At 71.2% G+C, this 14,430-nt stretch carries 9 protein-coding genes and 1 CRISPR repeat array (1 of these 10 only partly in view); of the genes, 5 read left to right on the top strand and 4 right to left on the bottom strand.

The window, feature by feature from the left end; translation table 11 throughout:
• The first annotated feature begins 35 nt into the window (after positions 1 to 35).
• Entirely contained in the window at positions 36 to 3,704 is a 3,669-nt protein-coding gene (pglX, locus tag NI17_RS15590) for a BREX-2 system adenine-specific DNA-methyltransferase PglX (protein ID WP_068693968.1), read from the top strand.
• An 87-nt stretch (positions 3,705 to 3,791) separates the two neighbouring features.
• On the opposite strand, the gene NI17_RS15585 is transcribed toward pglX, so the two are convergent.
• Both NI17_RS15585 and NI17_RS15580 read right to left on the bottom strand, forming a co-directional pair.
• Positions 3,792 to 5,234, bottom strand: a complete 1,443-nt coding sequence (locus NI17_RS15585) for an LCP family protein (RefSeq protein ID WP_068693969.1) — start codon at positions 5,232 to 5,234, stop codon at positions 3,792 to 3,794.
• A 24-nt stretch (positions 5,235 to 5,258) separates the two neighbouring features.
• A complete protein-coding gene (locus NI17_RS15580) occupies positions 5,259 to 6,062 on the bottom strand; it encodes a TIGR03089 family protein (RefSeq protein WP_068693971.1) in 804 nt (267 codons plus the stop codon).
• 176 nt (positions 6,063 to 6,238) lie between these two features.
• Between NI17_RS15580 and NI17_RS15575 the strand changes: the two genes are divergently transcribed.
• The 3 genes from NI17_RS15575 to NI17_RS15565 are packed head-to-tail and all read left to right on the top strand — an operon-like array spanning position 6,239 to position 10,309.
• Positions 6,239 to 8,254, top strand: a complete 2,016-nt coding sequence (locus NI17_RS15575) for a hypothetical protein (RefSeq protein WP_119267786.1) — start codon at positions 6,239 to 6,241, stop codon at positions 8,252 to 8,254.
• A 28-nt stretch (positions 8,255 to 8,282) separates the two neighbouring features.
• A complete protein-coding gene (locus NI17_RS15570; protein ID WP_068693973.1) occupies positions 8,283 to 9,203 on the top strand; it encodes a glycosyltransferase family 2 protein in 921 nt (306 codons plus the stop codon).
• Between the two features lie 20 nt (positions 9,204 to 9,223).
• Positions 9,224 to 10,309, top strand: a complete 1,086-nt coding sequence (locus NI17_RS15565; protein WP_068693975.1) for a glycosyltransferase family 4 protein — start codon at positions 9,224 to 9,226, stop codon at positions 10,307 to 10,309.
• Positions 10,310 to 10,345: 36 nt separating this feature from the next.
• Here NI17_RS15565 and NI17_RS15560 read toward each other — a convergent pair whose 3' ends face one another.
• A complete protein-coding gene (locus NI17_RS15560; RefSeq protein WP_068693977.1) occupies positions 10,346 to 11,008 on the bottom strand; it encodes a TetR/AcrR family transcriptional regulator in 663 nt (220 codons plus the stop codon).
• A 180-nt stretch (positions 11,009 to 11,188) separates the two neighbouring features.
• Here NI17_RS15560 and NI17_RS15555 point away from each other — a divergent pair, with 180 nt between their 5' ends.
• Positions 11,189 to 11,974: a DUF4386 domain-containing protein gene (locus NI17_RS15555; RefSeq protein WP_084012875.1), complete on the top strand. Its 786-nt coding sequence runs from the start codon at positions 11,189 to 11,191 to the stop codon at positions 11,972 to 11,974.
• 40 nt (positions 11,975 to 12,014) lie between these two features.
• Here NI17_RS15555 and NI17_RS15550 read toward each other — a convergent pair whose 3' ends face one another.
• Positions 12,015 to 12,950: a lysylphosphatidylglycerol synthase domain-containing protein gene (locus NI17_RS15550; RefSeq protein ID WP_157129811.1), complete on the bottom strand. Its 936-nt coding sequence runs from the start codon at positions 12,948 to 12,950 to the stop codon at positions 12,015 to 12,017.
• 317 nt (positions 12,951 to 13,267) lie between these two features.
• Positions 13,268 to 14,430: direct repeats of the CRISPR family, unit length 29 nt; unit sequence GTGCTCCCCGCGCATGCGGGGATGGTCCC (it continues 529 nt past the right edge of the window).

The following is a 14,430-nucleotide window of genomic DNA, read 5'->3' as shown; positions in this document are numbered from 1 at the left end:
GTCATCCCCCGTCCCCGTTGTGGCCAGGAGTGCCAGTGGTCAACCACGCTTCGCTGCTCGAAGACCTGAAGAAGCAAGTCCGTGTCCTCGAAGACGACCTCCGCGAACGGAGTGAGGACCCGGAGGCGGTCAACGAACACACCGGTGAGCCCTTCCGGGACGAACTGAAGCGCGAGTACCACCGCGCCTTCGAGGCCGAACGCACCGCCGCCACCTACGGAGCCTGGCGCGACGAGCGGGTGACCCAGGCGGCGGTGGCCTGGGTGCTGGCCACGGTGTTCGTGCGGTTCTGCGAGGACAACCGCCTGCTGGAGCACCCCTTCATCGCCGGGCCACGGGATGAGACCGGACGCTACGACATCGCCCAGGAACTCAAAGAGGCGTGGGTCGCCGAGGACCGCTCCCGCACCGACCGGGACTGGCTCGTCCACTCCTTCGAGGCGATGAGCGTGTCGCCGGTCATGGCCGGACTGTTCGACCGCGCCCACAATCCGATGTGGACGATCACGCCCTCCCACCAGGCGGCCAAAAACCTCATCGGCTTCTGGCGCGAGGTGGGCGATGACGGGCACCTAGTGCACGACTTCGCCGACCCGGAGTGGAATACCCGATTCCTCGGTGACCTCTACCAGGACCTCTCCGAGAACATCCGGAAGAACTACGCACTCCTTCAAACGCCGGAGTTCGTGGAGGAGTTCATCCTCGACTACACCCTGGAACCGGCGGTCGAGGAGTTCGGCCTCGACGGCAGCAAGATCTACCAAGCCGAGTCCACGGGCTTCCGGCTGATCGATCCCACCTGCGGGTCCGGGCACTTCCTGCTCGGCGCGTTCCACCGTCTGCTGAACAAGTGGCGCGAGGCCGAACCCGGAGCCTCGGACTGGGACCTCATCGCCCGCACCCTGCGCAGCGTCCACGGCGTGGACAAGAACCCCTACGCGGTGGCCATCGCCCGATTCCGGCTGTTTATCGCCGCGGTGAAAGAAGCAGGCATCACCACACTGTCGGAGGGCAACCCCGACTGGCCCATCGTGGTGGCCACCGGCGACTCTCTGATCCACGGCCGAGGTGCGCCGGGGCGCAAGCAGATGCTGTTCGACGACGGTGAAGACGTCTACCGCTACTCGGTCGAAGACGTCTACGACTACGTCGACACATACGACCTGCTCGGCGTCCACAGCTACCACGCGGTGGTCGGAAACCCGCCCTACATCACCGTCAGGGACAAGCAGGAGAACCAGAACTACCGGGACCGCTACGCCACCTGCGCGGGAACCTACGCACTGTCGGTACCCTTCGCGGAACGGTTCTTCAATCTGGCCAAGCGGGCCGGTGGCGACCGGACGAGTGCTGGATTCGTCGGGCAGATCACCGCGAACTCCTTCATGAAACGCGAGTTCGGCAAGAAACTCATCAGCGAGTTCTTCAACAGCGAAGTGCAACTCACCCACATCATTGACACCTCCGGCGCCTATATTCCCGGCCACGGCACCCCGACGGTCATCCTCATCGGCCGCAACACGAAGAACCTCCACAAGGAAACCGTGCGGGCGGTTCTGGGAATCAGGGGGGAGCCGTCGCAGCCGCAGAACCCCGCCGAAGGACTGGTCTGGTCCGCAATCGTCAACCAGATCGAGAACCCGGGAAGTGAAAGCGATTGGGTTAGCTCCGTTGATTTCCCGTGGGAGGTTTTCAAGAGCCACCCATGGAGCCTGAGTGGTGGTGGGGCAGGGTTTCTGGTTCAAGCTATCCAAAAGAGAACTGTCCCGATGGCAGACCGAATTGAGAAGCCTACTGGGCGCGCAATTCGGGCTGGCGCTGACGAAGCCTACATCAGGCCGCTGCGTCCGACTTACTACACAATCGCAGACCGCGCTGCCCTCAAGCCGTTGGTGATTGGAGAGATTGTTCGAGACTGGGGGGAGTCGCCAGAGGAAGCAATTTGGTACCCGTACTCCAAAGGGCTCGAAACTTCGGAGTTCGAGCGTGAGCTTTGGCGATTCCGGACGTTCCTCGCTGAGCGTCGAACTTTCCAAGGAAATATGTCAGACGCCGGTTTGGAGTGGTGGGAGTATATGCAACACACCGCTTCGGCGTACCACACCCCCTTTTCTGTCGCCTTTGCTTTCGTGGCCACCCACAACCACTTCGTCCTTGACCGTGGCGGGAAGGTCTTCAAGCAGTCCGCCCCAGTGATCAAGCTCCCCAAGGACGCCACGGAGGACCAGCACCTGGAACTCCTCGGGGTGTTGAACTCCTCGACGGCGTGCTTCTGGCTGAAGCAGGTCTGCCACGACAAGGGCAGCCAGTCGGGAACTGGCGGATTTATGCATGATGAGTGGGAACGGTTCTACGAGTTCACCGGCACCAAACTCCAGGAGTTCCCCCTCCCTCCTACCCTCCCCCTGGACCGTGCCCGCGAACTCGACTCCCTCGCCCAGCGTCTGTCCTCCCTCGAACCCTCCTCCGTGATGGAGTCCGCCACCCCCACCCGCGCCGCCCTGAACGAGGCCCGCGCCGAGTACGCCGCCGTCCGATCCCGGATGATCGCGCTCCAGGAGGAGCTGGACTGGGACGTCTACCACCGCTACGGCCTCATCACCGACGCCGAACACGCCGGGCTGGTCCTGCCCGACACCGCCGAGGTGCCCGGCATCAACCTGGGGGAGCGCGCCTTCGAGATCGTGCTCGCCCGCAGGGTTAAGGCGGGCGAGACGGGAACTGTCTGGTTCTCCCGGCACGGCTCCACCCCGATCACCGAGATCCCCGTCCACTGGCCCGACGCCTACAAGCGCGTGGTGGAAAAGCGCATCGAGTTCATCGAGAACCGTCGGGACCTCGCGCTCATCGAGCGCCCCGAGTGCAAGCGGCGCTGGCAGTCCGAGCCGTGGGAGAAGAAGGAGAAGGCCGCCCTCAAGTCCTGGCTGCTCGACCGCTGCGAGGCACGGGAGATCTGGTTCGCCCCCGACGACACCGGCCAGGAGGTCCCCCGGACCCGCTCCGTGCTGGAGTTGGCCAACCGGCTGCGCGACGTGTGCCCCGACGCCGTGACCGTCGCCGCGCTGTACGCCCCCGACGCCGACTTCGCGCAGGTGGTCGCCGAGATCGTGGCCACCGAGCACGTCCCCTACCTGGCCGCGCTGCGCTACAAGGACTCCGGCCTGCGCAAGCGCCAGCAGTGGGAGGAGGTCTGGGACAAGCAGCGCCAGGAGGACGCCCTCAACGCGGACCGGGCCGAGGGCGAGCCGGAGCACCGCCTGCCCATCCCCGTGCCCCCGAAGTACACCTCCGCCGACTTCCGCAAGCCGTCCTACTGGGCCAACCGCGGCAAGCTCGACGTCCCCAAGGAACGCTTCGTCTCCTACCCCGGCGCGGAGGCGGGCCAGGACTCCTCACCGGTGCTGGGCTGGGCGGGCTGGAACCACGCCGAGCAGGCCGACGCGCTCACCCGGCTGGCGTTCGACCGGATCGAGGAGCACGGCTGGGCAGAGGACCGGGACAGGATGACCCCGCTGCTCGCCGGACTGGCGGAACTGCGCCCGTGGGTGCGCCAGTGGCACTCCGATCCGGACGCCTACGGGCAGAGCCCCGCCGACTACCTGGAGGAGGACCTCGCCGACCTGAAGGACCGCACCGGCGTCACCGACTCCGACATGGCCGCCTGGCGTCCCCCGGCGCGACAGCGGGGCCGGGGCAGGAAGTAGCCCCCGGCGGTCGTGCCCCCAGGGTCACGGAGCCCTGCGGGGGTGACTCCGGGGGCACGACCGTGACGACGGGGGCGGCGACGGCTCCTAGCAGGCCGACTCGGACTCCTCGGCGGTCTTGGCGTCGATGTTCTCGGGGATGTCGCTGGCCCCGGAGGACGATCCGCCCTTGAGGCCGTCCCAGTCGGCGGAGATCACCAGTTGCACCGTCGAGCCCAGGGCCGGGTTCTCCTCCACGACCGCCTGCTCCAGTTCGGCGGCCACGGCCCTGGCGTGCTCCTCCATGCCGGGGCCGTGGTAGACGGTGGTCCGCTCCGGGACCAGGCCCTGCGGGTTGCCGGTGCCCGCCAGCACGAAGCCCTTCTCCTGGAGGGCGGAGCCCACCTCGCCGGCCAGCCCCGAGATGTCGGTGCCGTTGATGACCTCCACGGAGACCTCGGAGGGGGAGACCGTGACGGGCTCCTCCGCGCTCTCCTGCGACTCCTCCTCCTTGGGCTTGTCCGACTCCTCCTCGGCGATCTCGGTGTCGTTGGCGATGGCCTGGAACAGCTGGTCGGCGTCGGGCTGGGTCCAGGCGACCCGGTTCGGGTCGTCGGGGTGCGCCCCGTTGGGCACGGTCACGAACCGGATGTTCTCCATGTCGACCTCGCGCATCTGGATGGCGATGTCGGTCATCTTGTCGACGGTGAACTGGTCGTCGACGGTGATGGAGTCGGTGACCGAGCCGAGGAAGGAGTAGATGCTGGTGGGGCTGGACATGATCTCGCCGCTCATGATCTTGCGCAGCATGGCGCCGAGGAAGACCTGCTGGCGTTCGATCCGGCTCAGGTCGCTGCCGTCGCCCTGCCCGTAGCGGGAGCGCATGTAGCCCAGCGCCTGCTCGCCGTTGAGCGTCTGCTGCCCCGCCTCCAGGGTCAGCTTGGCCTTGGGGTCGTCGACCGGTGCGGGGATGCACATCTCCACGCCCCCGATGGCGTCGACCATTTCCTTGAACCCGGTGAAGTCCACGCTGACGAAGTGGTCGATGTGGATGCCGGTGAGCTGCTCGACGACCTTCCACTGGCACTGCACCCCGCCGTAGTTCATCGCGGAGTTGATCATGCCGCGCTGCGCCTGCATGCCCGGCCGGTCGCCGTTGGGCTCGCAGGCGGGCATGTCCACCATGGAGTCGCGGGGCAGGTTGACCAGGATCGCGCCGTCGTAGCTGGGGGAGATGTGCGCGATGAGCAGGGTGTCGGGACGCTCCCCCTCGACCTCGCCGCCGTACTCGGCGTTGTCGCCGCTGCGCACGTCCGAGCCGATGACCATGATGTTGAGCGCGCCCTCGATCTTGGTCGGCCGGTCCCAGGCGTCGGTGTCGACGGTCTCCTGGTTGATGTTGCCGTAGATGTCGTAGTAGGCGCCGTAGGCGGTGAGACTGCTGCCGATGACGAGCGCCGTCGTCCCGACGGCGACCCAGCCGCCGAGGCTGAGTCCGCGTCGCACGGCGCGTGATCCTGCGGACCTGCGGGAGGAGGATCTCTTGGGCATCGAACACCAGAGGGGGGATAGGCGTCAGGGAAGCGACCTTACGGCGGTCCGGGACAGGAGACGATCGGGAAGATCACCGACGGCTGCCGTGACGTGCTCCGTGCCGAGTCGCGATTGCAGCGTAGTGGAGTCCGGACCCGGAACGAGCACCATCGCGGCGGCAGCCGACAACACACCCAAGAATTGGGACAGATCATCCCCAAGCACCGCAAGAGGGGTGGGGTCGGAAGTGATGATAGCCACTCGGTCGCCGGCTGTCAGCTTCCCGACCCGCGCCGTTCGCCCGCCGTTCGCCACCAGTTCGGCTCCCGTGCGAACGATGTCGCCGTTCACCAGGGCGACCGCCCCCGGATCGACCGGACCGGCGGGGAACCGGTCGCCGTAGCCGCGCACCTCCGCCGTGTAGTCCGTGGCCACGGGCGGACAGTCGCCCAGCGGCAGGCCCAGGGGGTGCAGCGAGGCGCCGACGACCTCGCGCGCGCCCGAGTCGAGGGCGGCGTCCAGGCGGTCCCGGTCGGCGACGACGACGTCCGCCTCGGGAATCCGGTCCCGGTCGGCGAGCACCACGGCCGTCCCCGCCGACCAGCACGCCACCACCCAGGCCAGGCTCTGCCAGTGCAGCGGGAGCGCCAGCGCCACCCGCTCCCCGGGCAGCGCGCCCAGCCCGTCCACGAGCATGTTGGCGGTCTTGGCCACCCAGTTGTCGAAGGTGGCGAAGGACATCTCCACCCGCGCGTCGGTGGCGGCGTCGTAGGAGGTGAGGAAGGGGCGGGTGGCGTCCACGGCACTGGCCGCCCGCCACAGCTCCCCCGGTGTTCGCGCTGACACGGCGGTCCTCTTCCCGGTCTCGGCTGCGGATCGCGCACATGCTATCCACGGACGGCCCCCTCGGCGGCCACCCGCCGGTGTCCGGGCCCGCCGCACCGGCGCCGCGCGGCCGACCGCCGGCGGCTTTTCGCAGGACCCTGCTGCCGGAACGGGGCGGAGCTGGCATCGTTGCTGTCATGCGTCTGTCCCCCGGGTCCCTGCTCGCGCGAATGACCCTCGCCCCGGTCGTGGCCGTCGCGGCCTGGTCGCTGGTCGCCTTCCCCCTGCTGTGCCTGGGGGTCCTCACCCCGCTGACCGGACTGCTGCTGGGCGCGCCCGCGGTCGTGGCGGCGCTCGCCCTGGTCCCCCGGCTGGCGCCCCCGGTCGACGACACGCCGTGGTGGCCGACGGCCCTGGTCGTGCTGGTCGCCGTCGCCTTCGCCGCGGTCCAGCTCGCCTACCACTCCGAGCAGCTCGTCATCAGACGCGACGCGGCCTCCTACGCCCAGTACACCGCCTGGATCGCGGACAACGGGTTCCTGCCGATCCCGCAGCGGCGGGAGCTCATCGCGGGCGACGACCCCGCGCTGACCTACGACAGCCTCGCCTACTACCAGGTGGACGAGGTCGTCTGGCCGCAGTTCCTGGCCGGCGCGCCCCTGGTGTACGCCGTCGGCTTCTGGATCGCGGGACTGGACGGAATGGTCCTGGTGCCGCCGGTCGTGGGCGCGCTCGGCGTGCTGACCTTCGCGGGACTGACCGCCCGGCTCGTCGGCGCCCGCTGGGCCCCGCTGGCCGCGCTCGTCCTCGCGGTGTGCCTGCCCCAGCAGTGGGTCAGCCGCTCCACCTACAGCGAGCCGGTCGCCCAGGTCCTGCTGCTCGGCGGGCTCGTGCTCGCCTACGACGCCCTCACCCGGCAGGAGCGGGGCCGCTCCTCGGCGGGCCGCGTCCTCGCCGCGGCGGCCGGGCTGGCCCTCGGCCTGGGCCTGCTGGTGCGCATCGACGTCCTGCGCGACCTGCTGCCGGTCGTGGGATTCGTGGGACTGCTGCTGCTCGCCCGGCGGCGGGAGGCCGTGCCGATGGCCGCCGGGCTGGCCGTCGGCGTCGGCTACGGGCTCGTCGCCGGGTTCGGCCTCTCCCGGCCCTACCTGGACTACCTGTCGGACTCGCTGAACCCGCTGCTGATCCTCAGCGCCGCCGTCGTCGCGGCCACGGCGGCGGCCGTGCTCGCCCTGTGGCGGCGCGGGGTCCCCAGGCTGGACCGTCCCTCCTGGCTGCCCGCGGCCTTCGCGGTCCTCGTCGTCGTGGCCACGGCGGGACTCGCGCTGCGACCGCTGCTGATCACCCAGCGCGGCCACGGCAACGCGATCACCGCCAACTACATCGGCCAGGTCCAGCAGATCGAGGGACTGGCCGTGGACCCCGACCGCACCTACGAGGAGATGAGCCTGAACTGGGTCGGCTGGTACGTCGGACCGGCCGCCGTGCTGCTGGCCACGCTCGGCGTCGCCCTGCTGGCCCGCCGCACCGCGCTGCTGCGCGACCCGAAGTGGGCGCTGCCGCTGATGGTGCTGGTCTGGACGGTCGCGACCACCCTGCTGCGCCCCGCCATCACCCCCGACCACCCGTGGGCCAGCCGCCGCCTCGTCACCCTGGTGCTTCCGGCGTTCGTCCTGTTCGCGGTCTACTTCCTGGCCTGGGCCGACCGCCGCCTGCGGGACCGTTCGGCGCGGTGGCCGACGTGGCTGCGCCCCGCCGCCGCCGCGCTCGGAGCCGTGGCGCTGCTGGCGCCCACCGCCGCCACCGCGACGGGGATCATGACCTACCGGATGGACGTCGGGTCGATCGCGGCCACCGAGCGGACCTGCGCCGAGATCCCCGACAACGCCAGCGTCCTCATCGTCGAACCCAACACGGCCAGCAAGTTCATGCAGCTCGTCCGGGGCATGTGCGGGGTGCCGACGGCGTACGTGGACCCGCCCGACCCCCCGACCGTGCGCCGACTGGTCGCCGAGGTCCACGCGCGGGGCCGCGACGCGGTCCTGGCCGCCGACCGGGCCGAGGCGCTGGAGCCGTACCTGCCGCCCGGCGTCGACCCCACCCACCCGTTCGACGTGCACACCGAGCAGGACCCCAGCACCCTGATGGAGCCGCCCTCGGGCGCGTGGCGGTTCAACGGGGACCTGTGGATCGCCGTCATCCCCGAACGGTGACGGCGCTCCGCTGTATGCTGAGCACACCGTGAGAGAGACCAGCCCCGGTCCCCAGACCGCCGCCCCCCGCGTCACGATCGTGCTCCCCTGCTACAACGAGCAGGACCACGTGGTCGCCGAGGTCGAGCGGATCTGCGCGGCGATGGACGCCAGCGGCCACTCCTACGAACTGCTGGCCTTCGACGACGCCTCCACCGACAACACCCTCGTCCGCCTGCGCGCCGCCGCCCCCCGCTTCCCGCACCTGAGGGTCACCGCCTTCGCCACCAACGGCGGATCGGGCACGGTGCGCCGGATCGGCACCCAGCGGGCGCGCGGCGAGATCGTGGTGTGGACCGACGCGGACATGTCCTACCCCAACGAGCGCATCCCCGAACTGGTGGCGATCCTGCTCAAGGACGACAGCATCGACCAGGTGGTGGGCGCGCGCGACCAGGAGAGGGGCAGCCACCGGTTCCTGCGCGTGCCCACCAAGTGGCTGATCCGCAAACTCGCCGAACGGCTCACCAACACGCGCATCCCCGACCTGAACTCGGGAATGCGCGCGTTCCGCCGCGAGGTGGCACTGCCCTACCTGCGGCTGCTGCCGCCCGGCTTCTCCTGCGTCACCACGATCACCCTGGCCTTCCTGTCCAACCAGCACGCCGTCCACTACGAGCCGATCAGCTACGCCAGGCGGGCCGGACACTCCAAGTTCCACCTCGTGCGCGACGTCTACCGCTACATCCTCCAGGTGCTGCGCATGGTCATGTACTTCAACCCGCTCAAGGTGCTCATGCCGCCCGCGCTGTGGCTGCTCGGCATCGGCGTGCTCAAGGTGGTCTACGACGTCGTCACCGATCCGGTCTACATCCGCAACAACACGATCATGCTGCTCATGACGGGGCTCATGATCGCGTCGATGGCGCTGCTGGCCGACCTGATCGTGCGTTCGCGCGGCGGCTCCTGACCGGGAGCGGAAGGCGGGACATGCGGATCACGCTGGTCGGCCCGGCCCACCCGTACAAGGGCGGGGGCGCCAGGCACACCACCGAGCTCGCCCACCGGCTCGCCGCCGCCGGGCACCGCGTGGCCGTCGAGTCGTGGCGGGCCCAGTACCCGGCCGCGCTGTACCCGGGGCGGCAGACCGTCGACGAGCCCGAGGGGCCGCTCTACCCGCACACCCGCCGCGACCTCGCCTGGTACCGGCCCGACGGCTGGTACCGGACCGGCCGCCGCGCGGGCCGCGAGGCCGACCTGGTGGTGCTGGCCGTCCTCTCGCCCGTGCAGGTGCCGCCCTATCTGGTGCTGCGCGCCGGATGCGGGCGGCACGCGCGCGTGGTGGCGCTGTGCCACAACGTGCTGCCGCACGAGCGGGGGCGGGCCGACACCGCACTCATGCGGCTGCTGCTCGACCGGGTCGACACGGTCCTGACCCACTCCCCGCAGCAGCGCGCGCTCGCCGAGCGGCTGACGCGGGGCCGACACCCGGACGTGCGGACGGCCGAGATGCCCCCGCACCTGCCCGAGACCGGCCCCCGCCGCGCCCGGAGCGCGGGAGTGCGCCACCGGCTGCTGTTCTTCGGGATCGTCCGCCCCTACAAGGGGGTGGACGTGCTGCTGCGCGCCCTGGCGGCCGGACCGCCCGACGTCTCCCTGACCGTCGCGGGGGAGTTCTGGGGCGGCTCGCGGGAGCTGCGGGCGCTGGCGGAGCGGCTGGGCGTGGCCCACCGGGTGCGCTGGCGCGAGGGCTACGTGCCCGCCGAGGAGCTGCCCGACCTGTTCGCCGACTGCGACGCGGTGGTGCTGCCCTACCGGTCGGCCACCGCCACCCAGAACGTGTGGCTGGCCCACGAACACGGCCTGCCGGTGCTCGCCACCCGCGTGGGCACCCTGCCCGACCACGTGCGCGACGGCGTCGACGGGCTGCTGTGCGCCCCCGACGACCCCGGCGACCTGGCGCGGGCCATCGCCGACTGCTACGCGCCCGGCCGCCTCGACGAGCTGCGCGCCGGGGTGCGGCCGGTGGACGCCGAGGCGTACTGGGACCGCTACCTGGCGGCCCTGGCGGGCTGAGGCCGCCCCGGGGAGCCTCAGCGGACACGGGTCCGGTCAGCGGAGGAGCCGCTGGAGGCCGTCCAGGATGAGGTCCAGTCCGAACTCGAACTCGTCGCCGTAGTCGTAGCCGGGCCGGAGCGCGTGCTCGGTGACCATCTCGGCGAGGTGGGGGTAGCGCTCGGAGGGGAACCGCGCCAGGAGGGCCCGTCCCGTGTCGGCGGCGGTCTCGGGCGCGAACGGCAGCGCGGCCTCCTGGAGGGCGAAGCCGTAGACGTAGCTGTCGAGCAGCGAGTAGGCGTGCGCCGCCGTCGGGACGGAGAAACCGGCGCGTCTCAGCGTGCCGAGGACCGCGTCGTGCTGGCGCAGGGTGGCGGCGCCGGGGGCGGTGCGCGACTCCATGAGCGGCGCCGCCCAGGGGTGGCGCCGCAGCACGCGGCGGGCGGAGAGCGCGCGGCGGCGCAGCGCCGTCCGCCAGTCGGTCCCGGGTGGGGGGAGCTCGATCTCGGCGAAGACGGCGTCGATGATGCCGTCGAGGATCTCCTGCTTGTTCGCCACGTGGTGGTACAGCGCCATGGGTTTGACGCCCAGCTCGTCGGCGAGTGAGCGCATGGTCAGCGCGTCGATGCCGGACCCGTCCGCGACGGCGATGGCGCCGCGCAGCACCCGTTCCCTGGTCAGTGGCGTCCGCCTGCCCGGACCGGCGTCGGTTTCTGGCATTGCACCTCCTCTGACGTCGGACCACCCTAGCCGGTGGCCCGACACGGTCCGGCTTGTCGGGCCGGTGGCCGCCTGTTATCGTACTTAGTACGCGTACTAAGTACGGTTGCTTGGTGCGTTCCGTGGGGAGCGGGCGGCGAGCACGTCGACGCCCCCGCCCCGTCGAGAGAGGAAACGATCATGGGAACCACCGAGCGGACGACGGAGCACGCCGCCCCGGCGACCGGCACACCCCCGCGAGACGGGACCGGAGCGGACACGAACCGGTCGATCCGGCGCGCGGGCGTCGTCGCCGGTATCGCGCTGCTGCTGATGGCTCCGCTGGCCGGATACGTCAACTTCGCCGCCCTGGAAGCGCTGGTGGTACCGGGCGACCCGGCGGGCACCGCCGCGGGGATCGCGGCGTCGGAGGGGCTGTTCCGGTTCGGCGTCTTCGGCCTGTACGTGGTGATCGTGCTCGACGTCATCGTCGCCGCGGCCCTGTACCGCGTGTTCAGCCCGGTCAGCGAGCGCGTCTCACTGCTCGCCGCCGTGCTCAGGATCGCCTTCACGGCGGCCTTCCTGGTCGCGATCAGCGAACTCGTCAGCGTGCCCCGCCTGCTCGACGAGCAGTACCTCGCGATCCTCGGCGCCGACCAGGCGCACGCCCAGGCGCTGCTGCGCATCGACGCGTTCGGTGACGCCTGGGACGCCGCCCTCATCCTGTGCGGGCTGCACCTGATGGTCGTCGGCTACCTCGCCTACCGGTCGGACTTCGTCTCCTCGGGGCCCGTCACCAGAGTCCTGGGCGTCCTGCTCGTCGTCGCGGGCGTCGGCTACGTGGCCGACAGCCTGGCGGCCGTGCTCTCCGGAGGCTCCGCCTTCGAGGTCACCACGGTCACCTTCCTCGGCGAACTCCTCCTGGCGTTCTGGCTCGTGATCCGCGGCCCCCGGCTCGCCGTCCGGGAACACCCGCGCGCGCGGTAGCCCGACCGGTGCGCCCGGGGCCGGTCGGGCGGCCCGGCGCTCAGCGGGAGCCCGGCACGGCGGGGGAGCGCACGGCGGCCAGGCACAGCAGCGCCCACACGAGGTCGGCGACGGTCATCACCAGGCGGGACAGGCCCGCCACGACCAGCGCCGAACCGGGGTCGAGCACCGGAGCCAGCGCGGCCACCAGCACGACCTCGCGCACCCCCAGCCCGGCGGGCGCGAACACCGCCACCACACCCAGGGTCCAGGCCAGCGCGTAGCCGCCGGTGGACACCGGCCACGACCCCCACCCGCCGCCCACCCCGGCGACCAGCAGCCACACGTGCACACCCAGCGGAACCCAGGCGGCCAGGGACCAGCCCACGGCCGCGGCCACGCCTCTTGCGCCGACGCGGTCCAGTTCCGCGTCGGCCTGCGCGCGCAGGCGGCCGGTCAGGCGCAGCGCCCGGTGCAGCAGCCACGTCACCGCGCGCGGATGCAGCGCGGCCAGCAGGAAGGGGACGGCGGCCAGCACCCACCACCAGCGCCGCGCCGCCTCCGGCGACGACAACGGCAGCAGGACCGCCGCGACCAGCAGGTTCACCGTCAACGTCACCGCGACCGCCAGCACCGTCGCGGCGGCCCCTCGGCGGCGCGGCACCTGGCGGTCCCAGGCCAGCTCCACCTGCGCGACGAACGCCCACACCGACCCGGGCAGGTACTTGCCGAGCTGGCCGACGAACATGACCCGGGCGGCCACCGGCGGCGGCAGCGGGGAACCCAGGTCGGCCAGCAGCGCCCGCCACGCCAGCATCTGCGCGCCGAGCCCGGCCAGCGCGGCGGCCAGCGCCCCCGCGACCGTCCACGGGGACAGGGCGGCCAGCGCGGCGCCCGCCTCCTCCCACCGGGCGCGCAGCGCCACGGCGGCGCAGCCCAGGACGGCCACCACGACGGCGGCGCGCACCCACCGGCTGGCACGGAGACGGCTGATCACCCGGCCAGCCTAAGCCGTCCCGGAGAGGGAACCGGGCGCCGATACCGACGGGCTGGAAGGAGGTGAGGGGGCACGGTCCCCTCCGGGGTTCGGGGGAGGGCGGGGTGTTCCACCCCGGCCGTCCGGGATGGGCGGCCACCGGCAGCCGGTGGTGTCCCGTCGTGGGGGTTGGGGTGGAATGTCTCCGGCCCGGGACCGGCACGCGGCCTCCGTACATCCGGTGCCGCACGAAACTCCACCTGGCGGGTGTTATGTCCGATTTTCGGGAAGTGAAGGAAACCGGCCCGTGTCCCTGGTAAAGTCCCAGGTCGTTAAGTGTGCTCCCCGCGCATGCGGGGATGGTCCCAGGAATGGTCGAGAACACGACTACGGTCCGCTGTGCTCCCCGCGCATGCGGGGATGGTCCCGGGTCGGACTGGTCGGACGTGGACTCTACGCAGTGCTCCCCGCGCATGCGGGGATGGTCCCACGACCAGTTCCATCCAGTCGTGGCCGGTGAGGTGCTCCCCGCGCATGCGGGGATGGTCCCTTCCGCGGCTGGGCCAGCGCCATGAACGGATTGTGCTCCCCGCGCATGCGGGGATGGTCCCGGCATGCGGAGCTTCTTGTCGAGCCAGTGCGCGTGCTCCCCGCGCATGCGGGGATGGTCCCGTCAACGCGCGCGGCGGCGCCGTGGTCTACCTGTGCTCCCCGCGCATGCGGGGATGGTCCCCGAGAATCCGGGGTCCACAACAACCCCCCAGCGTGCTCCCCGCGCATGCGGGGATGGTCCCCAGTAGCGCATGAGCACCTACTTCCTGGGGTAGTGCTCCCCGCGCATGCGGGGATGGTCCCGGCGCGCCCTCGACGAACCCGAACGCCGCCTGGTGCTCCCCGCGCATGCGGGGATGGTCCCAGGCGGCGAGAACACGGAAACACTGTTCCCGGGTGCTCCCCGCGCATGCGGGGATGGTCCCGACCTGGACCCGATCCTCAACCCCGACTCGGTGTGCTCCCCGCGCATGCGGGGATGGTCCCGTGTTCCTCTCGTCAGGCCGCGATGACAGCCTGTGCTCCCCGCGCATGCGGGGATGGTCCCCCCCCGCTGCCCATCAACCCGGCCGCCACCGACGTGCTCCCCGCGCATGCGGGGATGGTCCCGCAGGGACCAGGCCCGCGCCGCCGCCGGAGCCGTGCTCCCCGCGTATGCGGGGATGGTCCCGCCACAGGGCATCACCCCCTGTCGCGCTGGTCGTGCTCCCCGCGCATGCGGGGATGGTCCCACGATCACACCCGGCTCCTCTTCAGCAGCATCGTGCTCCCCGCGCATGCGGGGATGGTCCCCGACGTCGACGACTTTCATCTTCGCGTAGACGGTGCTCCCCGCGCATGCGGGGATGGTCCCCGGCCCTCCTTCGCCGACAGCAGGCGGCCCAGGCCGCGGGTGTGCTCCCCGCGCATGCGGGGATGGTCCCGCGACCCCGCCAGCAGCCAGCCCCCA

Origin of the sequence: Thermobifida halotolerans, assembly GCF_003574835.2 — a bacterium.
GTDB lineage: Bacteria > Actinomycetota > Actinomycetes > Streptosporangiales > Streptosporangiaceae > Thermobifida > Thermobifida halotolerans.
The sequence above is the reverse complement of the archived record's forward strand: the minus strand, read 5'-3'. Positions and strand labels throughout refer to the sequence as shown.

Excerpts from the sequence above, each read along its gene's own strand:
- NI17_RS15585 (WP_068693969.1), bottom strand. The coding sequence starts at position 5,234 with ATGCCCAAGAGATCCTCCTCCCGCAGGTCCGCAGGATCACGCGCCGTG.
- NI17_RS15575 (WP_119267786.1), top strand. The coding sequence starts at position 6,239 with ATGCGTCTGTCCCCCGGGTCCCTGCTCGCGCGAATGACCCTCGCCCCG.
- NI17_RS15565 (WP_068693975.1), top strand. The coding sequence starts at position 9,224 with ATGCGGATCACGCTGGTCGGCCCGGCCCACCCGTACAAGGGCGGGGGC.
- NI17_RS15560 (WP_068693977.1), bottom strand. The coding sequence starts at position 11,008 with ATGCCAGAAACCGACGCCGGTCCGGGCAGGCGGACGCCACTGACCAGG.
- NI17_RS15555 (WP_084012875.1), top strand. The coding sequence starts at position 11,189 with ATGGGAACCACCGAGCGGACGACGGAGCACGCCGCCCCGGCGACCGGC.